Source organism: Streptomyces sp. NPDC001020 (assembly GCF_053599115.1).
Map to the genome: position 1 here is coordinate 1 of NZ_JBSFLQ010000064.1, position 21,250 is coordinate 21,250.

Below are 21,250 nucleotides of genomic sequence, written 5' to 3' on the forward strand. Positions count from 1 at the left end.
CCGTGGCGGCCGCGGGCGCGGGCACCACCTGGGGCCTGGGCCGACTGTGGGCACGACTGCCGATCGTCCGCGACCACGCCTGGCTGCGCTGACACCTGACGGGGGGACGGACCTCGCCCAGTGTCCATCCCGGCGTCCCGTGAACGGGCCCCTCGTCCCGGCCGCAGAACCGGCGGCCCCGCCCCGAAGAACCCCTGAACACACTGGAATCGGGTCCCCCGATTCAGGAGGAGGAGATCATGCCCCGCACCATCACCGTGGGTCTCGACGGCTCGCCCGAGAGTCGTTCCGCCGCGGAGTGGGCGGCCCGTGAGGCGGAGCTGCGCGGACTGCCGGTGAAGCTGGTCCAGGTCTGGGAGCCGCTGCCCGAACCCATGGCCCTGGCACAGCTCCTCGGCGCCGAGACCCACCAGCACTGGACCGAGCGTGTCCCGCGAGAGGCCGCCGAGGGCCTGCGGCTGCGCCACCCCGGTATCGACGTGAGCACCGAACAACTCACCGGAGGACCCGCCGAGACCCTGACCCGCACGGCACGGGACGCCGAACTGCTCGTCCTCGGCTCACGCGGCCTGGGAGGGATCGGCGGTTTCCTGGTCGGCTCGGTCGGCCTCGCCGTCGTGGCGCGCACCGAACGCCCCGTCGTCCTGATCCGGGCCGGCGAACGGGCCACGGACGAGCACCAAAAGGACGCTGCCGGCAGCCCGTCCACCAGCACCCCCTTCCGCCCCGTCGTCCTCGGAGTCGACATCGCCGAGCCCGACGAGACGCTGCTCGAGTTCGCCTTCGACGCCGCCGCCCGCCGCGAGGCGCCACTGCGCGCGGTGCACGGCTGGAACCCGCCGCCTTACTACGCCTATGGCATGACCCTGGACGCCGGAGCACACCTGTCCATGGCACAGGGCGACGCCGCCGCCCTGACCGAGGTCCTGCGCCCCTGGCGGGAGAAGTTCCCCGATGTCGATGTGGTGGAGGAGTCCCGCTGTGGCAGCCCGGCGTCCGTCCTGATCGAAGCCTCCCGCGAGGCCTCGCTGGTCGTCGTGGGCCGCCGTATCCGCCGCGCCTCAGTCGGCGCCCATATCGGGCCCTTCACCCATGCGGTCCTGCACCACGCCGCCGCCCCGGTCGTTGTCGTCCCGCACGACTGACACACCCCTTCGAAGGAGAGCAGCGATCATGAAGGCAGCGGTCGTACGAGGCTTCGGCGAGCCCCTGGTCATCGAGGAGCGCACCGATCCCGAGCCCGGCCCCGGCCAGGTCCGGGTGCGTGTCGAGGCCTCCGGGCTGTGCCACACCGACATCCACGCCGCGCGTGGCGACTGGCCGGTCAAGCCCGCCCCGCCGTTCGTGCCCGGCCACGAGGGCGTCGGTCTGGTCGAGAAGCTCGGCGAGGGCGTCACCCACCTGACCGTGGGGCAGCGGGTCGCGGTGCCGTGGCTGGGCAAGGCGTGCGGACGCTGTGAGCACTGCCTGTCCGGGTGGGAGACGCTGTGCGAGCAGCAGATCAACACCGGTTACGGCTGCGACGGCGGCTACGCCGAGAAGATGCTGGCCTGGGCGGACTTCGCTCAGCCGGTGCCCGAGGGCGTCACCGCCTTCGAGGCCGCGCCGCTGACCTGCGCGGGTGTCACGACGTACAAGGCTCTCAAGGTCGCCGACGTCAGGCCCACGCAGATCGTCGCGATCTCCGGCGTCGGTGGCCTCGGGCACCTCGCCCTGCAGTACGCCAAGATCGCGGGCGCGACCGTCGCCGCGATCGACGTCACCGATGACAAGCTGGAGCTCGCCACCGAGCTTGGCGCCGACATCGTCATCGACGCCCGCAAGGAGGATGTCGGCGCGGAGCTGAAGCGACACGGCGGCGCTCATACGGCGATCGCGCTCGCGGTGAACCCGGCCGCCTTCGAGGCTGTCAACTCCGGTCTGCGGCGCGGCGGAAAGCTCGTCATGGTGGCCCTGCCCGCGCACGGCACGATCCAGGTGCCGATCTTCGACACCGTTCTCAACGGCACCTCGGTGATCGGCTCCATCGTCGGCACGCGGCAGGACCTCGCCGAGGTGTTCCAGCTGCACCAGGCCGGTCGTACCAAGGTCATCTACGAGACACGCCCGCTCGTCTCCGTGAACGAGTCGATCGACGCCGTGCTGCGCGGAGAGGTTCAGGCCCGGATCGTCTTCGACATGAGCGCGGGACGGTGAAGCCTGCCGGGGGCGGCGCGCCGCCCCCGGCGGTCCCCGCGAGCGATCTCGGCCTACGGTGGGATGAGGGGCGCCTTACTCGTCGGGAGGAGAGCAGGTGGAGATCATCGCGTACGGCGTCCTCGTGGACGAGGAGCCACTGTTGCGGGAAGAGTTCAGCAAGAAGTTCGCCGACCAGCACGAGCTGCGCTGTCTCGGACTGTTCCTGGACAAGGACACCGTCCCGACCGCGCTCGGTCACGAGGTCCTGCTCAGCGGTGCGAACGACACCCTCGACTCCATGGTGCTGCGGGCGCTGGCCGAGGGCGGCACACGGATGATCGCCCAGCGGTCCACCGGCTACAACAACATCGACCTGAACGCCGCCGAGAACCTCGGGCTGACGGTGGCCAGGGTCTCCTTCTACTCGCCGTACTCGGTCGCCGAGTTCGCCTGGACGCTGGCTCTCGCGATCGACCGCCGGATCGTCCGGGCCGCGTTGCGCACCCGGGATTTCGACTTCCGGCTCGACGGGCTGATGGGCCGTGACCTGCACGGTCGGACGGCCGGCGTGGTGGGCACCGGCAAGATCGGTGCCGCGTTCGCGCGGATCGCCCACGGGTTCGGGATGCGGCTGCTGGGCTCGGACGTCGCGGAGAACCCCGACTGCCTCGCCCTCGGTATGGAGTACGTCCCGCGCGAGCGGCTGTTCGCCGAGGCGGACCTGATCAGCCTGCACCTGCCGTTGCTGCCGGACACCCGCCACCTCGTCGACGCCACGACCCTGGCGCTCATGAAGGACGACGCGATCCTGGTCAACACCGGTCGCGGGGGCCTCGTGGACACGGACGCCCTGCTGGAGACGCTGCGCGCGGGGCGGTTGGGCGGCGTCGGCCTCGATGTGTACGAGGAGGAGGCCGGCGTGTTCTTCCTGGACAAGTCGCTGGAGGTGATGACCGACGAACGCCTCGCCAGGCTGATGACCTTCAACAACGTCCTCGTCACCTCGCACCAGGCCTACTTCACCAGGGACGCCGTCGACCAGATCATCCAGACCACGGTGGCCAACATCGAGGACTACCTCGCCGGCCGCCATGGAGAGAACACCTTGGTCCACCCTCAGGCGGCCTGACATCTGGCGTGGGGCGGGCCGAACGTCCGCCGCCGAAGCGCGGAGCTCGAACACACCCGGCGAAGACCGCCTTCGGCGCACTCAAAGCCGCCCTGGCCTGACGGGCACCCATCAGCCACCGGCACCTCCGGGGCGCAGCACGTGGCCTGCCCACGTGCTGCGCCCCGGCGCCGGAGACGGCCACCCCGGTACCGACGTGGAAGACCTCCCGCGCACAGCAGGCGAGGACCTCACGCCGACACACACCCCGCCGCTGCTGGCAGTACCCCGACGCCGGACGGACAGTAGGACCCATGACGATGCAGCCTGGACCAGGCCCTCAGGTCCCACGCCGCGAGACACCGGAGGAAAGAGCCGACCGCAACCTTGTCGAGCTGCTCCAGGAACTGCGGGTCGTGCAGACGGGAGTACAGATCGTCTTCGCCTTCCTGCTCGGCGTCGCCTTCACCAGTCGCTTCCCGTATCTGAACGGCTTCCAGCGGGGTACGTACGTGGTGACGCTACTGCTTACCGTGATCGCCTCGGCCATCCTGGCCTCTCCCGTCGCCCTGCACCGTGGCTTGTTCCACCGGGGGGTGAAGCCGCGCATCGTGGCCCTGTCCTCCCGGCTGGCCGAGATCGGGCTGGTCACTCTCGCCCTGGCGCTCAACGGAGCCGTCCTGCTGCTGATGGACGTCGTACTCGGACACGCCTGGGCCATCGCCATCGCCGCCGTCACCCTCTCGCTCTTCACCGGACTCTGGTTCGTCCTGCCCTGGGCGCTGCGCCGGGTATGAACACCGGGCGGGACGCGCGCGGATGAAGCCCGGCGGAGTGCACCACGAGAGCTGTCTCGACAGCCCGGAACGCACCGCCCCGGAGCGGCTGCGTACCGTCATCCGTCAGCCCGCTTCAGCCGCGACCGGCATCCGCAGCGTGATCTCCACCTAGCCTAGGCCCCCCTGCCTGAGAAGCGGCAGAACCTGATCCCGCACTGCCGGAGCCAGTCGCACGTCCGGTTCGTCACCGGAGATCCAGCGCAAGTCCGCCAGCTCAGCAGCAGGCCGAGGGACCTGGCTGATGCTCGCCTCGAAGACCGTCATCTTCATGGGCACGCCCTCGAGAGCCGCCAGGGCCTCGACATCAGCCAGGAACCGCGGCTCCATCGGATGAACCCCCAGTTCCTCGTCGAGCTCCCGGACCAGCGCCTCCAGCGGTTCCTCGCCCACTTCGGGCTTCCCGCCGGGCAGATAGAACACCTCGGGAGCCGCCTTCTTGCTCACTACCAGAAGGCGCCCTTCCTGGACGATCGCGGCGGCCACGACCCCCAACGGCTTCGCCGCGTCGAGGCCTCCGGGCGTGATCACCCCACAGTCTTGCGTCATGCGCGTCATCCTCTCAGACGCCTCACCGGGCCCCGGTACAGCCACCGGGCGGGGAGCCCGACGACAGGAAGCAGGAGCAGCTCGGGCACCATGGAAGTCACGGTGAGCGAGAAGCGGAGGAACTCATGGCGGACAAGGCTACGAAGGCGTGCCTGGGTCGGCCTGAACCTGGCGACGGCCTCCCTGAGCAGCCGGTGGCCGCCGCTCGTGCAGTCCCGCCGGCCGAGGCGGACATCACCGTCGACGGCACGGGGCTGCTGTGTGTCACCCTGCTGCTGAAACTCCGGGCCGCCGTCGACGGCGCCGACGCCGGCACCATCGTGCACGTCATCGCCACCGACCCCGCAGCCCCTCTCGACCTACCCGCCTGGTGCCATATGACCGGCCACCACTACCTCGGTCCCGTCGGAGGCGTCAGCGACCGGACGGTGTACGCGGTCCGCCTCGCCGACACGGCGCTGCGCACACGCCCTGGCTCTCCCTGGCACCTCGCCGAGGGCGAGGCGTGATGCCGCGCCGCAAGTTCCGGTAGTTCACCGAGAAGGCCATTCCGGTAGTTGTCCGAGAAGGCCATGGGAACGTCTCGGTGAAAGCACTCCGCCCTGCCGGCGAGAAGCCGGCAGGGCGGAGGAGCGTGATGGCGGTGCCAGTGGGCCGGGGATCAGCCGGCCGCTGAGAGGGCAGGCTGGGGCTCGCTGTAGACGCTCTCGACTTCGTCGACCGGGGAGGCCGACGCGTTGTCGTACTTCGTACGGTCGAGGATCTTCTCGCGTGCGGAGACGATGACCGGGATGAGGGCCTGGCCGGCGACGTTGGTCGCGGTACGCATCATGTCCAGGATCGGGTCGATTGCGAGCAGCAGGCCCACGCCCTCCATCGGCAGGCCAAGGGTGGACAGGGTGAGGGTCAGCATGACCGTCGCGCCCGTCAGACCGGCGGTGGCCGCCGAGCCGATCACCGAGACGAAGGCGATGAGCAGGTACTCCTTGATCCCGAGCTGGACGTCGAAGATCTGGGCCACGAAGATCGCCGAGATGGCCGGGTAGATCGCCGCGCAGCCGTCCATCTTGGTCGTCGCGCCGAACGGCACGGCGAAGGAGGCGTACTCCTTCGGGACACCGAGGTGGATCGCCGACTGCTGGGTGACCGGCATGGTGCCGACCGATGAGCGGGAGACGAAGGCGAGCTGGATGGCGGGCCAGGCGCCCTTGAAGAACTGCACCGGGTTGAGCTTGCCGGCGAAGGTGAGCAGCAGCGGGTAGACACCGAACAGGACCAGGGCGCAGCCGATGTAGATGTCGGCGGTGAAGGTCGCGTAGTTGCCGAGCAGGTCCCAGCCGTACTGCACGATGGCGCGGCCGATGAGTCCGGCGGAGCCGATCGGGGCGAGCAGGATCACCCACCACAGAGCCTTCTGCAGCAGCTCCAGGATGGATTCGGAGAGGGTGAGGATCGGCTGGGCCTTCGGCCCGATCTTGAGGATCGCGATGCCGGCGACGACCGCCATGAAGACGATCTGCAGGACGTTGAGCTCGGTGAACGGCGTGACGACGTCGGTCGGGATGATGCCGGTGAGGAAGTCGAGCCAGCTACCGGCGTGGTCGGGCTTGGCCCCGTCGGCCGGGGTGAGGGAGGAGCCGGAGCCCGGGTTGGAGACCAGGCCGATGACGAGGCCGATGACGACCGCGATCAGCGAGGTGATCATGAACCAGAGCAGGGTTCGGCCGGCCAGGCGAGCCGCGTTGTTGACCTTCCGCAGGTTGGTGATGGACACCATGATCGCGAAGAAGACCAGGGGGGCCACGGCCAGCTTCAGAAGCTGCACGAAGATGCCGCCCACCTTGTCGAGGGTGGTGGCGAGCCAGGACACGTCGTAGGTACGGGCGACATAGCCGAGTATCAGGCCGACGGCGAGGCCGAGCAGGACCTGGGCCCAGAAGGGGACGGGTATCCGAAAGCCTGACTTCGTGGGCTTCGTATCGGCGGTGTTCGTGGACACGGACACACTCCAGTGGAGACGCGCGGGAAAAGGTGAGCGGGGCATACGGGAGCGGCAACCGTGGTGTGTCAACGGTGCCGCTGCATCGAGGAGTTCGCGGTCAGGCGCGACAGGCTGCGGACATGCAGCGGCAGAGATCGACATGCAGGCGTGCCGCGAGCCGGATGCTCGTGAAAGTGCGGCCGACGCCGCGCGGGGCGTCGACGCGGCACGCTGCTGCTGTCGTCATGGAAGCGACGATAACACCTTTACTTTGAGAACATAAAAGTGGTCCTTTGGGTAGGGGGTGGAGTGGGGCTACTTCGTGGTGGGAGTAAGGACGTCGTCGAGGGCAGGCGGGGCCCCAGGCTCTGGCCTGCCGGGCGCAGACCCGCTCCCGCGCGTGTCCGAGGCCAGGCGGGGGCTCGCCTGGCGATGGTGGGGCACGTCACATCTCTGGCCGCGGGATGGTGGTCACTGATCGCCATGTGAGGGCAGGCCTGGCGGACGGGGGCCGGGACGCGTTCGCCCCGGTCCGCCGCGGGCACCCCGGGCATAGTGCGAGTACGGTCTTCGCGCCACGATCGCCGCGCGGGCAGAAGCGGTGCTTTGGACCTACGGTGGTCGAAGAGGGGCAGGTAAGCCGAACCGGTGTTGCGGAGGAGATTGAGATGGAGGAGCACTTCGTCTGGGTGACGACGCGCCGCCTTCGGCCGGGCACCCTGGAGGACTTCGAGGGAGCGTGGCGGCCCGCCCCCTATCCGCAGGGTCTGCGCCGCGCTTTCGCATACTGGTCCGAGGACGGGCAGGAGATCACCGGCATGTCCTTCTGGGACTCCAAAGAGGCATGCGACTCGTGGCGGACCTCCGAGTCGGAAGCACAGCGGCGCGCCGCCATGGCCCCGTACGTCGTCGAGGAACGGGAAGGCTTCTACCGCGGTGGTGAACTCCACCAGCCTCAGAGGTAGCTGAGCGAGCGGGCGGCGGGCCGGTCTGCGGAAGCCGCGCGTGCGGCGGGCGCAGACCGGCGTGCGGCAAGCGCGTACGCGGTTACGCGAACTGTTGGTTGGCGGATCCGTTGCAGGACTGGAGGCGCAGAGGGTCCTCGGCGGAGGCCACGGTGAGGCAGAGCCCGGTCGCGGCGGAGGGACGGATCGTGCCGGACTGGCGGACGAACTGCTGGTTGGTGCCGCCGTGGCAGTCCCAGAGGATCAGCCCGGTGCCGGCCGAGTACTTGCCGCCGGGCACATCCAGGCACCGGTCATGACTCAGCCCGGTGTGGAGGGACTTGCGGTCGGTGTCGTACCACCAGTCCTGGTTACGGCCGCCGTGGCACGTCCAGCCGATGACGCTGGTGTTGTTGGCGCTGGAATTGCCCTTGGCATCCAGACAGGTGCCGGTGGCCTGGTTCTTCAGTGGCTTGAAGGCGTCATCCCAGGCGGAGGGATACAGCTTGGGGGTGCCGGTGCTGGCGGGGTCGGCGCAACTCGCCTGGGTGAGACTGGAGTTGTAGAGCTGGGCGAAGCATGACGCGAACGCGCCGTGCCCGCGGGCGTTGGGGTGGAAGGACTGGCGGACGGTGTTGGAGTCCGGCGGGAAGTGGTCGCCGACGTCCAGCCACAGGCCGCGGACCCAGGTGTTGTCGGTGCAGACCTCGTGGCCGTGGAAGAGCCGTGAGTTGTCGAGGTAGGTCGCTCCCGCGTTGAGGGCGGCCTGTCTGACGCCACGCTCGAAGAGCGGCACGGCGGCATTGCGGCCCCAGGCGGAGTCCGAGTCGTAGAAGGTGCAGCCGCCGGGGAGCTTGCCGGGATGGTCGGGGTTGTCGCTGCTGTCGGGGCTGATCGGGCTGGGATATCCCATGACCACGAGCTTGTAGTCGCCGTTCGTGTAGCCCGCGTTGCTCATGACGGTGCGCAGGTCGAGGATCGTCTGCTCGACCCTGGGGCGCAGCCCGTCGACGCGGGCCTGCCAGCCGGGGGAGTACTTGGGGTTGCAGGCGCCCTGGCTGAGGAACCAGCGTTCGACGCAGTCGGTGACGACCGGGGCGAACTGGAGGTCGTCGTTGGCCCCGATGACCAGGACGATCATCTTGACATGGGTGTTGCGGGCCTTGATGGCGAGGTTGTCGCTCTGGACGAGTTCGTCGGCGTACTGCTTGCTGCCGCCGATGCGGATGTTGGCAGTGGTGGCGCCGGAACACGCCACGTTGTAGGTGACGTCCGCGGGGATGCCGGTGCGGTGGATCGCGGAGTCGGGTGAGCGGTGGCACCAGTTGTCTGGGCCGTTGGTGCCGGCCTCGTAGGTGCCCACGCCCTCGCCGGAGATCTCGCTGTCGCCCAGCGAGATCAGTGAGGTCTTGCGCTCGTTCAGCGGGCGCTCGGCGGAGTTGCCGTACAAGGCGGTGGCCTCGGCCGCGCGGGTCTGCTCCAATTCGGCGGGGAGCGGGGTCGATGTGACGGTGACGGGAGTGTTGGGTGCCGCCCCGGCGCTGGGGGCGGTCAGCCCCACCACACCGGCGGCGGCTGCCGCGATCGCGGCGACGGTACAGCGGATTCTGGGACTGGTGCGTCTCACTACGCCTCCTGTTCGCAGGTGCCTTGTGAAGCCGTCCGCTCGTTTGTACTGGCGAGTAGACGCGGTGGGAATACCTTGAACATGAGTAATGTTCAATATTTTTGGCGTGGGCACGCCAGCGTGTGAGGATCGCGCCTGCCGGAACCGTTCTCAACGAACTGAGCGGAAATGAGCAGTTCCCAAACCCGGTCCCGATGTCGCGGCATACGGAAACCAGAGGGGCAAAGGGACCCGGCACTTCCAACACCACCTGACCGGTCACGCGGCAACGACCGCCTCGCCCCACGCCCCGTACCGTCCTGCGGAACCTGCTGACGCTTCCGTTCAGCGGCCGCACCTGGCGGCATCGGCTGTCCAACACCCCTGGAAGACCAATGCTGATACAACCCTTAGCGTGACTGCCATGGACATCACCATCTACACGAGCGTCCTCCCGCACGACGACCCGGACGCCTCCCTCGCCTTCTACCGCGACGCCCTCGGCTTCGAAGTCCGCAGCGATGTCGGAAACGGGAGGATGCGCTGGATCACGGTCGGCCCCGCCGACCAGCCCGGCACGTCCATTCTCCTGACGCCGCCGGCCGCCGATCCCGGGGTCACCGACAACGAGCGCCGCACCATCACCGAGATGATGGCCAAGGGCACCTACGGCTGGATCCTGCTGGCCACCAAGGACCTCGACGGCACCTTCGAACGACTGCGGGCCAGCGAGGCCGCCGAGGTTCTCCAGGAGCCGATCGAGCAACCCTACGGTGTTCGTGACTGCGCCTTCCGAGATCCTGCCGGCAATCAGATCCGCATCCGGGAGTTGCGTTGAGTCGTCCGGGATGGCAGCCATGACCGACCATCAGGAAGGAGATCGCTCTCAAGGACGTCGTCACCAGATCCCGTCGGCGTTCCGACACCTCGTCCCCTCCGCCTATCGGCCGGTGCTCGCCAACCGGGTGTTCCGGCGACTGATCCTCGGCTTCGCGGTCTCCTACCTCGGGGACGGGATGAGCTTCGTCGCGGTGGCATGGCTCGCCATCAAGCTCGCGCCACAGGCGACCACCGGGCTGTGGGTCGGCGGCGCGGTGGCCGCCTACACCTTGCCGGGCGTGGTCGGCGCGCTGGTCTTCAGCCGCCGCCTGCGCCGGGTGCCGGCCAGGCGGCTGCTGCTCGCCGACAGCATGGTGCGCGCCGTGTTGCTCGGCGCGGTACCGCTCGCCTGGCTCGCGGGGCTGCTGACGCTGCCGCTGTACGTCGTGCTGCTCGCGGCCTCGTCCCTGCTGCACGCGTGGGGCAGCGCGGGCAAGTACACCCTGCTGGCCGAACTGCTGCCCGAGGAGCAGCGGCTCGCCGCGAACACCCTCGTCAGCTCGCTGAACTTCGCTGCCACGATCGCCGGGCCCGCGATCGCCGGTGTGCTGGTGACGTACGTCAGCTCCGCGCTCGTGCTTGGCCTGGACGCTCTCACCTTCGCGTTCCTCGCCGTACTCGTCGCGCGGACTCGGCTGCCGGAGTCGGGTCATGTCTCCGCCGTCGACCAGGAGGCCGCCCGCGGCGGGCTCGCGTTACTGCGGTCCCATCCCGAGTTGTTCGGGCTGCTGACACTCACCTGGTTCTTCAACCTGCTGTACGGCCCGGTCGAGGTCGCCCTGCCGCTCCACGTGACCGACGACCTGCACGCACCAGGCACGCTGCTCGGCCTCTACTGGATGCTGTTCGGAATCGGTGCGGTGCTCGGCGGACTCGCGGCCGGCGCGCTGCGACAGCTGCCACTCTGGCCGGTGACGGTAGTCGTCGTGGTCGGCTGGGGGCTCTCGCTGCTGCCGTTCGGGTTCGACGTGCCGACGGCCGTCACCGTCGCGTGTTTCACGCTCGGCGGCACGATCTACGGACCGTTCGTAGCGCTCTCGGTGACCCTCATGCAGACGAAGTCGCCACCGCAGCACCTGGCCGCGATGCTCGCAGCCCGCAGTGCGGCACTGCTCACCGCATCACCGCTCGGCACAGCGCTCGGCGGACCACTTGTCACGGCACTGGGTCCGCGAGCGACGCTCGGCGGCTCAGGACTTGCCACCGTGGCGCTCGGCGCCGTCGCGTGCCTCCTGCTGCTGGCCCGGCGCAGGAACTGATGCTCCAGGGCGCCGATGTTGCGCGCGTAGTCACTGAAGTGTTCATCGAGGTCCCGGCTCCCTCGGGGCCGGTGCGCATGGACCGGTTCGCCGTGGCACCGGCCCACGCGAACAACCTCGCGTGGCCGGAGTGGCCGAACGGACAGTTGAGGCAAATGACCTGACGGAACGTCAGAGTTTTTTCGGCTTGCGGGTCGGAACCGGCTACCGCTGAGGACAGCGGTTCCTCGGAGTCGTTGCCCTCGGTCTGGGGCAGGCCGGTCACGCGGACAGGAGCACGTCGGGTTTTCGACATGGCAAGAACGCGACATCGCAAACGATTGATTCGCCATGGTGGCGCGGGCTTTGATCTCCGGTCGTGAACAGACACTCCATCACCGCAGCTGCCGCCCTCCTGCTGCTGCCACTCGCCGGGTCCGGCAGCCTGGCACACGCAGCCACGGACGATCGTTCCGGGCCGTCGGTCACCCGCATCATCACACTCGACAGTGCACCGGCCGCGCAACGATCCTCCTCCAAGGACCGTGCCGCGGCGCGCCACGCTGTCGACGACTCGCAGCGGGTGCTGGTCGACGTCGCGAGACACGCAGGGATTCCGCTGACCGTCCACCGCCACTACCGCAATGTCGTCAACGGCCTGGTGGTGAAGGTCCCCGCAGCGCAGGCCGACCGGCTCACCGCGCTTCCCGGCGTGGCCTCCGTCTCGAAGCCGGTGGTGTACGAAGCGCCGGAGAAACCCACCCCGGTGTCCGAGGACGCCCTCAAGAAGGCCGTCGCGCAGGCAGGCGGCACCTCCCGGTCGGCCGCCGGCGCGCCGTCCGGCCGGGAAGTCGTCACCACCACGGACCTGACGGGCGTTCCCCAGGCTCATCGTCAGGGTTACACCGGCAAGGGCGTCACCGTCGGCATCGTCGACAGCGGCATCGCCTACGACCACCCGGCGCTCGGCGGCGGGGGCTTTGCCAACGCCAAGGTCGTGGGCGGCTACGACTTCGCGGACGAGGACACCGACCCCTACGACGACAGGTACGGGCCCGCCGCCGGACACGGCACCCAGGTCGCCGGCATCGTCGCCGGCGACGACGCGCACATCGTGGGGGCCGCCCCGGATGCGACCCTGCGCTCCTACCGTGTCTTCGGGACCAAGAACGCCGCCACCGACGACATCATCATCGCCGCGCTCGACCGGGCCGCCGCCGACGGCGTGAACGTCGTCAACATGAGCCTGGGCGCGGAGGGCGAGCGCAGCAGCAGCGTGCTCTCACTCGCCGTCGACAACCTCGGCCTCCGGCACTCCCACCGTCGTCGCCGTCGGCAACGGCTACGCGGGTCCGTTCAACGCCGCGGCCCCGGCTGTCGCGGACGGTGCGATAGCCGTGGGCAGCACCTACAGCAACCGCTACCCGTACCTGGCCTTCACCCTCGACGACGGCTCCACCACCCCCGTCCCGTACCAGGACTCCGGGCGCGCCCCGGCCGCGCCCGCGACCGGCAGCAACCCGATCACCCCCATGGCCTCAAGCTGCGATCCGCTGCCCGCCGGCAGCCTCGCCGGACGGATCGCCCTCATCGCCCCGGTCACCGACCCGGCGGAGGCCTTCAACTGCCGCCCGCTGGACCTGGTCCGCACAGCGGAGGCCGCCGGGGCGGTCGGCGCGATCTACCACGAGCCGCAGATCGACCCGGACACCATCCCCGGGTCGCCGTGCTGCGGCACCACCGACATCCCGCTGGTGGCAATCCGCGAGAGCGACGCCAAGCGCATCCTCGCCGCGCCGGCTGGGATCAAGCTCACCTGGGGCGCCTACGCGGGCAGCCCGCTGAACGCCGACGCCGCCGGACTGATGGACCAGGGCTCCTCCTGGGGCCCCGGCAATGAACTGGAGTGGACACCCGCATTCTACGGCTACTGCTTGCCGGCCTCACCGACACCGCCGTGGCCGGGCAGCTGGACCTGTCGGCGCGCACCGTGCAGCGGCGCATCCAGGCGCTGATGGTCCAGGCCGGGGTCACCACCCGTATCCAACTCGGGTGGTACGCCCGCCACCACGGCTGGGCGTGACCGCTGCTCGGGCTCCTGCGCGATGTTCCGTCGACCTTCTGCTCGCCCCCCCGTGGCTTCACACCCCGCCTGTTCATTGAGCCGAAGGGAGTAGTCGGCTCACGGACCATCTACTGGTCTCTACGCAGTGGCGCCTGGCCCGTCTGGGGAGAGATCGGCACCTACTGGTGCAACCAGGCACTTCCAGGCCCTCTGCGGAGGTACCGCAAAGACCTGGTCGAACGAGAACACCTGCGTGACGCCTGGCCGGACCAGGGCGGCTGCGACGGTGTGGGCGGAGTGTGCGTTCAATCCCTCACCGCCGGTTCCCCGCGCTTCGCCGCCTGTATCTGCTCATACACATGGGTCCGCAACTCGGCGAAGCGCGGGGCCACCCGCGTGTGCACCTGGTCCCGCTCGTCCGGCAGGTCGACCTTGAGCTGCTCCTGGACGACGGTGGGGGACGCGGACAGGACGATCACTCGCTGGCCGAGGTAGACGGCCTCGTCGATGTCATGGGTGACGAACAGGACCGTGACGCCGCGCTCCTGCCACAGCCTGCGCACCAGGTTCTCCAGATCGGCCCGGGTCTGGGCGTCGACGGCCGCGAACGGCTCGTCCATCAGCAGTACGTCGGGCTCGTACGCCAGCGCCCGCGCGATCGCCACCCGCTGCTGCATTCCGCCCGACAACTGCCACGGGTACGCCCCGGCCGTGTCCGCGAGCCCGACCGCGGCAAGCGCGTCCGCCACCAGCTCCCGCCGCCGGGAACGGTTCAAATTCTTCTGCTTCAAGGGAAGTTCGACGTTCGCGCCGACCCGCATCCAGGGGAAGAGGCTGCGGCCGTACTCCTGGAAGACGAACGCCGTTCCGGGCGGCGGGCCGGTCACCCGCCGCCCCGCGAGGACGACTTCGCCCGCCGTGGGCGCGAGCAGGCCACCGACGCACTTCAGCAGGGTGGTCTTGCCACAGCCGGACGGGCCGACCAGACAGACCAGTTCACCGGTGTCGACGGTGAAGGTCAGCTCGCGCACCGCCTCCACCCGCCGGCCTGACCCCTCATAGACCTTCCGCAGGCCGGTTACTTCGAGAAGTGCGTGCGTGGACCGCATGGACCGCCCTTTCGGATGCGTCACAGGGACCGCCGGGAGGAGGCGCGCTGACCGTGGTACCAGCCGAGGACCCGCCGCTCGAGCGCCTGGAAGAGAAGCGAGAGCACGAAGCCCAGCAGTCCCAGCACAAGGATCCCCGTCCACATGTCGGGAATCGCGAAACCGCGCTGGAACTGCACGATCGTGAAGCCGAGCCCGTTGCTCGCAGCGAACATCTCGCTGATGACCATCAGGATGATGCCGATGGACAGCGCCTGTCGCAGCCCGGCGAAGATCTGCGGGCTCGCCGAGGGCAGCACCACCTGTCTGATCCTGGCCATCCCCGTGATGCCGTACGACCGGGCGGTCTCCGCCGTCACCGGGTCCACGGCCCGCACGCCCTCGACCGTGTTGAGCAACACGGGCCATACGCAGCCACCGGCGATGACCGCGATCTTCATGGTGTCGCCGATGCCCGCGAACAGCATGATGACCGGGACCAGCACCGGCGGCGGCACTGCCCGCAAGAACTCCAGGACCGGCTCGCACACCGCCCGCACTCGCCGGTGTGAGCCGACGACCGCGCCCACCACGACCCCCACGACGGCCGCCGCCGCATAGCCCGCGGTGAGCCGCAGCACGCTGGGCAGCAGGTCGGTGCGCAGCCGGTGGCCCGTCCAGACGTCGGGGAAGCTCCGCAGGATCGCCCGCAGCGGCGGCCAGTACACGTTCGTACTGCCGTCGGAGGTCACCCACCACACGGTGACCAGGACAGCGGGCAGCGCGAGCGCGAGGAACAGTCGCAGCAGCACACTCCTCACACCGCCACCTCCACGCGCACCGACTGGTGCCAGGCCAGCGCACGCCGCTGCACCGACCGTGCGCCCACGTTGATCAGCAGCCCCAGCAGCCCGGTGACCACGATCAACGCGTACATCTCGGGCACCGCCTGCGAGGTCTGGGCCACGGCAATGCGGGCACCCAACCCGGGGGCGCCGATGACGAGTTCGCCGGTCACGGCGAGGATCAGAGCGACAGCGGCGGCCAGCCGCAACCCTGTCATGACGTACGGCAGCGCGGTGGGCCACAGCACGTGCCGGACCCGAGCCCAGGTGCCCAGTCCGTACGACCGGGCGGTGTCCTCCGCCACCGGGTCGACGTCCTGGACGCCGTGGATCACCTGGATCAGCACCTGCCAGAAGGACGCGTACACGACGAGAAGAAGAACGGACCGCAGTTCCGTGCCGTACAGCAGCACGGCGAGCGGGACCAGCGCGACCGACGGGATGGGACGCAGGAACTCGATGGTCGACGCCGTGGCCCGGCGCAGATACGGGACGACGGATACGAGAACCCCGGCGACGATCCCCGCGCCGACCGCGATGGCCAGTCCCAGTGCCCAGCCGGTAAGCGTGTCGCCGAGCGCAGACCAGAAGGCACCCTCACCGAGTTCATCGGCGAGCGCGTCCGCGATACGGCTGGTCGGCGGGAAGTAGGCCTCCTTGACCAGGCCGAGCCGTGGCACCGCCTCGCCCAGCGCGAGGAAGGCCGCGAGTCCGGCGGCGCCGAAGGCGGCGTTCGCACCCCTCACGGCAGCAGTGTGCTGAGGTCGGGCGTCTTCTTGAACAAACCGTCCTTTTCGCCGAGTTGGGCCAGTGCCTCGATCGAGGCACGGTTCGGCTCGGCCGGCCACTTCGGAAGGGTCGTCTTCGCCAGCACGTCCGCGGGGATCTTGGTGTACGTGGTGACGATCTGCCGGACCTCGTCCGGGTGGTCGTTCGCGTAGGCGAGGGACTGCGCGGTCGCCTCCCGGAACTTCTTGATCACGTCCGGGTGCTGCTTCTCGTACTGCGAGGAGGTGAAGTACATGGCCACAGTGAGGTTCTTGGCGACGTCCACGAGGGAGGAGGCGATCTCGCGGCCGCCCTGACTGAGGATCGTGGCGAGGGCGGGCTCGACGACCATCGCGGCGTCGATCCGGCCCTGGTCGAGGGCGGCCGGCATCTGGTCGAAGGCCAACTCGACCATGTGCACCTTGTCCGGGTCGCCGCCCGCCTTGCGCACCGACTCGCGCACCGCCGTCTCGTTGATGTTCTTCAACGTGTTGATCGCTACCTTCTTGCCCTCCAACTCCTTCGCCGATGTGATCGAGCTGTCCTCTTTCACCATGATGGCGCCGAAGTCCTTGCCCTCCACACCGGTGGAGTTGACGCCGTTGACAACCGCCTTGACCGGGATGCCGCTGGTCTGCGCGATCATCAGCGAGGTCATGTTGGAGAATCCGAACTGAAACTGCCCGCTGACCACACCAGGAACGATTGCCGCGCCGCCCTGCGCGCCGGTCATGGCGAGTTTCAGTCCGTGTTGTTCGTAAAACCCCTTCTTCTGCCCCAGATAGAGGGGCGCCACGTCGAGAATGGGGATGACGCCCACCTTGACCGTGGTGACCTTGCCGGACGACCCGCTCGCGTCCGAGGCGTCCGAACCACCGGACGAGCCACAGGCCGCCGAGGCGAGTAAGAGGGTGCAGGCCGCGAGGCCGGAAAGCAGACGGCGCATCGTTCTCCCTGTGCAGGCGTAGTGCCGAACGAGGTGGTACGACGGGCAGTTGTGCTGAGCGGGACGTTAGGCCCGGCTGTCCAGCGGGGTCAATGCTTTGCTCGTCCGGGCGAGTTGCCGCTCGGCGCGCGTATGCCGAGACAGGAAGGTACGGTCCCGCCGCGGCCCGGCGACGATCCACGCCGGGCAAGGTCACTTGTCCACCCCGGTGGTCGAACCGTTACTGGCCCAACGGGTTGGCGTGCCGCCCGGCCATGCTTGGTGGTGGGAGCAACGGGCCCGGCCCGGTGTCCGCAGTGGCGAAGTCCATCCCGAGGACACAGAACTTGGCGCGGCGCGTAGCGTCCTGTCACATGGAACCCATGGCTCACATCCCGTCAGTACAAGGCGCTCGGTCCCGGGCCCGCGACCTCGGTATCGTCATCGGAGGGTTCGCTACCGGGCCCCTCGACGCGATCACCGATGTCCCGGGCGTCCGGGTCGGGCACGCCACCGTCCGCCGACACCCCGACGTACACAGCGGAGTGACCGCCGTCGTGCCCGGCGACGTCAGCCCCCACACACCGCTGCCCGCCGGGGTGTTCACCGGCAACGGCTACGGCAAGCTCATCGGCACGACCCAGCTCATCGAGCTCGGCACGTTGGAGACTCCGGTGCTGCTGACCTCGACCCTGTCGGCGTTCCGGGTCGCCGACGCCGTTGTCGGATGGATGCTCGAACGGCCCGGGTGCGGCGATGTGCAGAGCCTCAACCCGGTCGTCGGCGAGTGCAACGACGGCTTCCTGTCCGACATCCGCGCACGGCCGGTTCGCGAGGAGCACGTCAGGGCCGCACTCGAGGCAGCGTCCGACGGTCCGCCGGCCGAGGGCTGTGTCGGTGCGGGAACCGGTACCGGGGCCCTGGGGTTCAAGGCCGGTATCGGAACCGCCTCACGCACACCGGACCTGGGAGGCCGGCGGTACACGGCCGGGGCCCTGGTACAGGCGAACTTCGGCGGCACGCTGCGGGTGCTCGGCCGCTGTGTCACTCCGCAGTCCCTTGGCCTGACCGGCGACCCGACGCCGGTCGAGGAGACCGGTTCCTGCATGATCGTGGTGGCCACGGACGCCCCCCTCGACGCCCGGCAGCTCACCCGCGTCGCGCGGCGCGCCGTGTTCGCCCTGGCCCGCACGGGCGCTGCTTACAGCCACGGCAGTGGCGACTACGCCGTAGCCTTCGGTACGCGGCCGGAAGCCGGCGCCTCCGTGGCGGACGCCGAACTGGGGCCGCTGTTCGAAGCAGTTCTCGACGCGGTCGAGGAGGCGGTGCTCAACTCCCTGCTCGCCGCGACGACGACCATAGGTTTCGGCGGCCGCACCCTGCCGGCCCTGCCGGCGGACCGGCTGCTCGAAGTCCTTGCGGGTCCATCGACCCCCCGGCACTCACCGTATTTCACCGCCTGATCCGATCAGTCGGTGGCCGGGAGAAGAGAGGCCGGCCGGCTCCGGCGCCCGGCCCCGACGCAGGGCGCCGGAGCCGGAGGTGGTGTGGCGATCCGGCCGGAACCGTTTCAGCGTCGCCGCGCCAACTTCGCCTCAGGGTTGCTTGGCGCCCTTGCCACGGCCCGCGGCGACCGCGGTGGACAGGTCGTTGACCACGGCGTCCCTGGACGCGACCGGCGCAAGTCCGTAGCTGCGCTCGATCGTGGCGATGATCGAAGTGGTGTCGTAGACGGTGTGGTCCACGGTCGAGTGCGACAGCGACCGTGAGATCACCAGCGCGGGAATGCGGGTGCCCGGACCCCAGGCGTCCTGGGCGCCACTGAGCGACGAGCCCGGCCCGGGAGGCGCCAGGTGGTCCCACTGGCCCCCGAATTCGTCGTATGTGACGACGACGAGGGTGTTGCCGGCCTGGGGTCCCTCGGTGACCGCCTTGAGCAGGTCGACGAGGTGGTCACTGCCGTCCGACTCGCTCGCGTATCCCGGGTGTTCGTTCTCCGCGCCGTAGGGCTTCACGAAGCTGACTGTCGGCAGCTTGCCGGCCTTGGCCGCGCTCATGAACTCCGTCTCGTCCCGCAGATGCGCACGCCCGGGCCGCCCCGGGGCGTAGTCGGCGAAGTAGTTGAACGGCTGGTGGTGGTACTGGAAGAGCGGGCCGGGCTTGCCGGCTGCCGCGTCGTTCCATCCGCCCGAGTACCAGTTCCATGAGATGCCGGCATCGGTGAGGCGGTCCCCGATGTTGGGGTACTTGCTGTCATCGATCAGCGGGATCTTCGGACCGTTGCCGAACGGCGGGCTGGACGGCTGCACCGTGTTGACCGCGAGGTTGCCGCAGGCGTGCACGTAGTCAGCCGGTTCACCGTTCGGGCACGCGCTGGTGAGCGCGCCGTCCGCGACCTTCCCTGTCGCCTTGTACAGGGGATACGAGGCCGGCATGCCGTTGCTGTCGAGTACGGAGTTGGCGGCGCCGAGAGAGCCGGCACTGGTGTCCTCAGGTGCCCGCGCTGCGATGAGGTACTGGTGGTTGAGGAACGAACCGCCGAACGCCCCCTGGAAGAAATGGTCGGCCAGGACGTAGCGCGGGGCGCCAGGCGCGTGCAGGTACCGATAGATCGGCAGCCGCTTGGTGTCGTAGTAGCCCATCGTGAGGCCGACCGCGTCCGAGCCGGTGACATAGCGGTTCTGGCGGCCGTCGTTGATCGCGTACTTGTTCTGGTAGAAGCGGTGCACCAGGTCACGCGTGCAGCCACCGGGAAGTGCCCCCGGGGAATCCTTGAGCACGCCGTTGGGGGCGTTGGTCCCTGGTGCAGGGCAGGTCTTGTCCTCGGGCCTGATGTGGTCGTCGATGCTGAACGGGCCGTTGGCGAAGGCGCTGTCGGGGATCCCGTGTCCGGCGTCGCCGCAGGTGGACGGCAGGGGCGGACTGGCCAGGTTCACATCGTTCTGCAGCAGGCACCGATACGGTGTGCCGTCCTGCGCGACCTGGGTGCGCTGTTCGTCGTCGGCCTGCGCGAGGCCGTTGACCGACCGGCCGCCGACCTCGCCCCAGGTGCCGTACAGGTTGTCAAAGGAGTGGTTCTCCTCGTAGATCACCACCAGGTGCTTGTAACCACCCGGGAGCGTGGGTGGCGCGCCCTGAGGGGTGGCCGCACCGGACGCGGGTGCGGGCAGGACCGCCATGACGAGTGCTGCGGCCAGGCCGGACGAGGCGAGCCCGATCCGGCGCGGCGTGGCGGAGCGGGACTTCAGCGACCCTCTCAACTCATGCCTCCTTGCCGAACGAACGGATGAACAGTGCAAATGCACATGTCTTGCTCCTCGCAGAGGTGACAACGCCCGAGAACGTACACGCCTGACGTGCGCTCAGCACAGGGGTTGTCGCCACCGTCGGCCTCTGATCTCCTGCACTCGCCGGAGGAGCCAGGGCGCCCGGCCGCCGAGATCGGGTGCGACACAGGTGCTCGGCAGTCCGCCGCTGGAACGCGTGGACCGCTTGGGAATTCACTGCCGAGTACGTCTGTCGAGTTGGTCGTGCTGACGCTCAGCGGGGGTGGCGCGTTCGGTACTCAGAATGCGAGCAGGTCATCGATCCCGGCCTTGACCTGATCGGGCGTCATGCCTCGTTCGATCGTCAGGTGCTCGAACAGGCTCGGCGCGAACGGCGCGAGCAGCAGGTGCGCCAGGACCGTGGGATCCGCCTCGGGCCGCAGCTGCCGCACCAGCATGGCCACATGGGTGTGCATGGTGAGGTAGGCCCCGTTGTGGTACCGGGCTTTCGGTGACGCGGCCTCCGCCGCGCGCATGATCATCAGTTGCTCGACGACCCGGTCGGTGAGCGTGTGCAGGAAGCAGCGGAGCCGCTCGGCGGGCGGCGCGTCGGGGCCGAGTGGCGGAGGGCCGGTCATGAACGCCTTCTGAAAGCGCTGCTCGTCGTCGTCGAGCACGGCGAACAGGAGTTGGCTCACGTTACCGAAGCGGCGGTAGACGGTGCCGACGCCCATTCCGGCGGCGTGTGCGACGGCGTTCATGGTCACGGCCTCCGGGCCGTGTTCGCTGACCAGTTGCAGTGTCGCGTCGAGGATCTTCCGGCGGTTGCGGGCCGCGTCGGCCCGTTCCGGTGGGTCCTGGCCGATGACGGGGAGTGCTGCGGTCATGAACCGAGGCTACCGGATAAGTATCCGATTTGGCTGCACGGAATCGCTTGTAAACCGGATCGGCATCCGCTTTACTCGGAACTCCGG

The 21,250-nt window shown here is 69.1% G+C and carries 21 protein-coding genes and 1 pseudogene; 12 read left to right on the top strand and 10 right to left on the bottom strand.

Features of this window, described 5'->3' with window-relative positions:
• Positions 1 to 239: 239 nt before the first annotated feature.
• The 5 genes from ACWDEX_RS35005 to ACWDEX_RS35025 all read left to right on the top strand — a co-directional run bounded on the left by ACWDEX_RS35005 (position 240) and on the right by ACWDEX_RS35025 (position 4,237).
• Positions 240 to 1,145, top strand: a complete 906-nt coding sequence (locus tag ACWDEX_RS35005; RefSeq protein ID WP_450468497.1) for a universal stress protein — start codon at positions 240 to 242, stop codon at positions 1,143 to 1,145.
• A gap of 28 nt (positions 1,146 to 1,173) precedes the next feature.
• Positions 1,174 to 2,196 carry a zinc-dependent alcohol dehydrogenase gene (locus ACWDEX_RS35010; protein ID WP_450468498.1) on the top strand — a complete coding sequence of 341 codons (1,023 nt, stop codon included), beginning with the start codon at positions 1,174 to 1,176 and terminating at the stop codon, positions 2,194 to 2,196.
• 97 nt (positions 2,197 to 2,293) lie between these two features.
• Positions 2,294 to 3,307 (top strand): 2-hydroxyacid dehydrogenase, encoded by a 1,014-nt coding sequence (locus tag ACWDEX_RS35015; protein WP_450468499.1) that lies wholly within the window; start codon positions 2,294 to 2,296, stop codon positions 3,305 to 3,307.
• A gap of 293 nt (positions 3,308 to 3,600) precedes the next feature.
• The gene (locus ACWDEX_RS35020) at positions 3,601 to 4,083 is read left to right on the top strand and encodes a DUF6328 family protein (protein ID WP_450468500.1); all 483 of its coding nucleotides are present in this window, start codon (positions 3,601 to 3,603) and stop codon (positions 4,081 to 4,083) included.
• 22 nt (positions 4,084 to 4,105) lie between these two features.
• Positions 4,106 to 4,237, top strand: a complete 132-nt coding sequence (locus tag ACWDEX_RS35025; protein ID WP_450468501.1) for a hypothetical protein — start codon at positions 4,106 to 4,108, stop codon at positions 4,235 to 4,237.
• On the opposite strand, the gene ACWDEX_RS35030 is transcribed toward ACWDEX_RS35025, so the two are convergent.
• Positions 4,234 to 4,671 carry an NUDIX hydrolase gene (locus ACWDEX_RS35030; RefSeq protein WP_450468502.1) on the bottom strand — a complete coding sequence of 146 codons (438 nt, stop codon included), beginning with the start codon at positions 4,669 to 4,671 and terminating at the stop codon, positions 4,234 to 4,236. The two genes, ACWDEX_RS35025 and ACWDEX_RS35030, sit on opposite strands and share 4 nt — an antisense overlap.
• Positions 4,672 to 4,796: 125 nt before the next feature.
• On the opposite strand from ACWDEX_RS35030, the gene ACWDEX_RS35035 reads away from it, so the two are divergent.
• Positions 4,797 to 5,180: a sulfurtransferase TusA family protein gene (locus ACWDEX_RS35035; protein WP_450468503.1), complete on the top strand. Its 384-nt coding sequence runs from the start codon at positions 4,797 to 4,799 to the stop codon at positions 5,178 to 5,180.
• Between the two features lie 152 nt (positions 5,181 to 5,332).
• Here ACWDEX_RS35035 and ACWDEX_RS35040 read toward each other — a convergent pair whose 3' ends face one another.
• Both ACWDEX_RS35040 and ACWDEX_RS35045 read right to left on the bottom strand, forming a co-directional pair.
• Positions 5,333 to 6,670 (bottom strand): dicarboxylate/amino acid:cation symporter, encoded by a 1,338-nt coding sequence (locus ACWDEX_RS35040; protein WP_450468504.1) that lies wholly within the window; start codon positions 6,668 to 6,670, stop codon positions 5,333 to 5,335.
• 100 nt (positions 6,671 to 6,770) lie between these two features.
• Positions 6,771 to 6,899, bottom strand: a complete 129-nt coding sequence (locus tag ACWDEX_RS35045; RefSeq protein ID WP_450468505.1) for a hypothetical protein — start codon at positions 6,897 to 6,899, stop codon at positions 6,771 to 6,773.
• A gap of 421 nt (positions 6,900 to 7,320) precedes the next feature.
• Between ACWDEX_RS35045 and ACWDEX_RS35050 the strand changes: the two genes are divergently transcribed.
• Positions 7,321 to 7,617: a hypothetical protein gene (locus tag ACWDEX_RS35050; RefSeq protein WP_450468506.1), complete on the top strand. Its 297-nt coding sequence runs from the start codon at positions 7,321 to 7,323 to the stop codon at positions 7,615 to 7,617.
• Between the two features lie 82 nt (positions 7,618 to 7,699).
• Here ACWDEX_RS35050 and ACWDEX_RS35055 read toward each other — a convergent pair whose 3' ends face one another.
• Positions 7,700 to 9,223 (bottom strand): ricin-type beta-trefoil lectin domain protein, encoded by a 1,524-nt coding sequence (locus ACWDEX_RS35055; RefSeq protein WP_450468507.1) that lies wholly within the window; start codon positions 9,221 to 9,223, stop codon positions 7,700 to 7,702.
• A 403-nt stretch (positions 9,224 to 9,626) separates the two neighbouring features.
• Here ACWDEX_RS35055 and ACWDEX_RS35060 point away from each other — a divergent pair, with 403 nt between their 5' ends.
• The 4 genes and pseudogenes from ACWDEX_RS35060 to ACWDEX_RS35075 form a co-directional block, all read left to right on the top strand.
• A complete protein-coding gene (locus ACWDEX_RS35060; RefSeq protein WP_450468508.1) occupies positions 9,627 to 10,040 on the top strand; it encodes a VOC family protein in 414 nt (137 codons plus the stop codon).
• A gap of 19 nt (positions 10,041 to 10,059) precedes the next feature.
• Complete coding sequence (locus ACWDEX_RS35065) at positions 10,060 to 11,340, top strand: MFS transporter (protein ID WP_450468509.1); 1,281 nt, start codon at positions 10,060 to 10,062, stop codon at positions 11,338 to 11,340.
• Positions 11,341 to 11,698: 358 nt separating this feature from the next.
• Positions 11,699 to 13,219 (top strand): S8 family serine peptidase, encoded by a 1,521-nt coding sequence (locus ACWDEX_RS35070; protein ID WP_450468510.1) that lies wholly within the window; start codon positions 11,699 to 11,701, stop codon positions 13,217 to 13,219.
• 6 nt (positions 13,220 to 13,225) lie between these two features.
• Positions 13,226 to 13,402 (top strand): annotated as a pseudogene (locus tag ACWDEX_RS35075) (helix-turn-helix domain-containing protein); the annotation flags it as partial.
• Positions 13,403 to 13,689: 287 nt separating this feature from the next.
• On the opposite strand, the gene ACWDEX_RS35080 reads toward ACWDEX_RS35075, so the two are convergent.
• Genes ACWDEX_RS35080 through ACWDEX_RS35095 form a run of 4 tightly spaced genes read right to left on the bottom strand, consistent with a single transcriptional unit; the run spans position 13,690 to position 17,031 of the window.
• Positions 13,690 to 14,493 carry an ABC transporter ATP-binding protein gene (locus ACWDEX_RS35080; RefSeq protein WP_450468511.1) on the bottom strand — a complete coding sequence of 268 codons (804 nt, stop codon included), beginning with the start codon at positions 14,491 to 14,493 and terminating at the stop codon, positions 13,690 to 13,692.
• A 20-nt stretch (positions 14,494 to 14,513) separates the two neighbouring features.
• Entirely contained in the window at positions 14,514 to 15,293 is a 780-nt protein-coding gene (locus ACWDEX_RS35085) for an ABC transporter permease (RefSeq protein WP_450468512.1), read from the bottom strand.
• Entirely contained in the window at positions 15,290 to 16,063 is a 774-nt protein-coding gene (locus tag ACWDEX_RS35090) for an ABC transporter permease (RefSeq protein WP_450468513.1), read from the bottom strand. Before ACWDEX_RS35090 ends, ACWDEX_RS35085 begins: the two co-directional genes overlap by 4 nt.
• Positions 16,060 to 17,031 (bottom strand): ABC transporter substrate-binding protein, encoded by a 972-nt coding sequence (locus ACWDEX_RS35095; protein ID WP_450468514.1) that lies wholly within the window; start codon positions 17,029 to 17,031, stop codon positions 16,060 to 16,062. Before ACWDEX_RS35095 ends, ACWDEX_RS35090 begins: the two co-directional genes overlap by 4 nt.
• A gap of 353 nt (positions 17,032 to 17,384) precedes the next feature.
• Here ACWDEX_RS35095 and ACWDEX_RS35100 point away from each other — a divergent pair, with 353 nt between their 5' ends.
• Positions 17,385 to 18,473 carry a P1 family peptidase gene (locus ACWDEX_RS35100; RefSeq protein WP_450468515.1) on the top strand — a complete coding sequence of 363 codons (1,089 nt, stop codon included), beginning with the start codon at positions 17,385 to 17,387 and terminating at the stop codon, positions 18,471 to 18,473.
• Positions 18,474 to 18,605: 132 nt separating this feature from the next.
• Here ACWDEX_RS35100 and ACWDEX_RS35105 read toward each other — a convergent pair whose 3' ends face one another.
• Together ACWDEX_RS35105 and ACWDEX_RS35110 are read right to left on the bottom strand one after the other, a co-directional pair.
• Entirely contained in the window at positions 18,606 to 20,270 is a 1,665-nt protein-coding gene (locus ACWDEX_RS35105; RefSeq protein ID WP_450468516.1) for an alkaline phosphatase family protein, read from the bottom strand.
• Between the two features lie 305 nt (positions 20,271 to 20,575).
• Entirely contained in the window at positions 20,576 to 21,163 is a 588-nt protein-coding gene (locus ACWDEX_RS35110; RefSeq protein WP_450468517.1) for a TetR/AcrR family transcriptional regulator, read from the bottom strand.
• Positions 21,164 to 21,250: the final 87 nt, after the last annotated feature.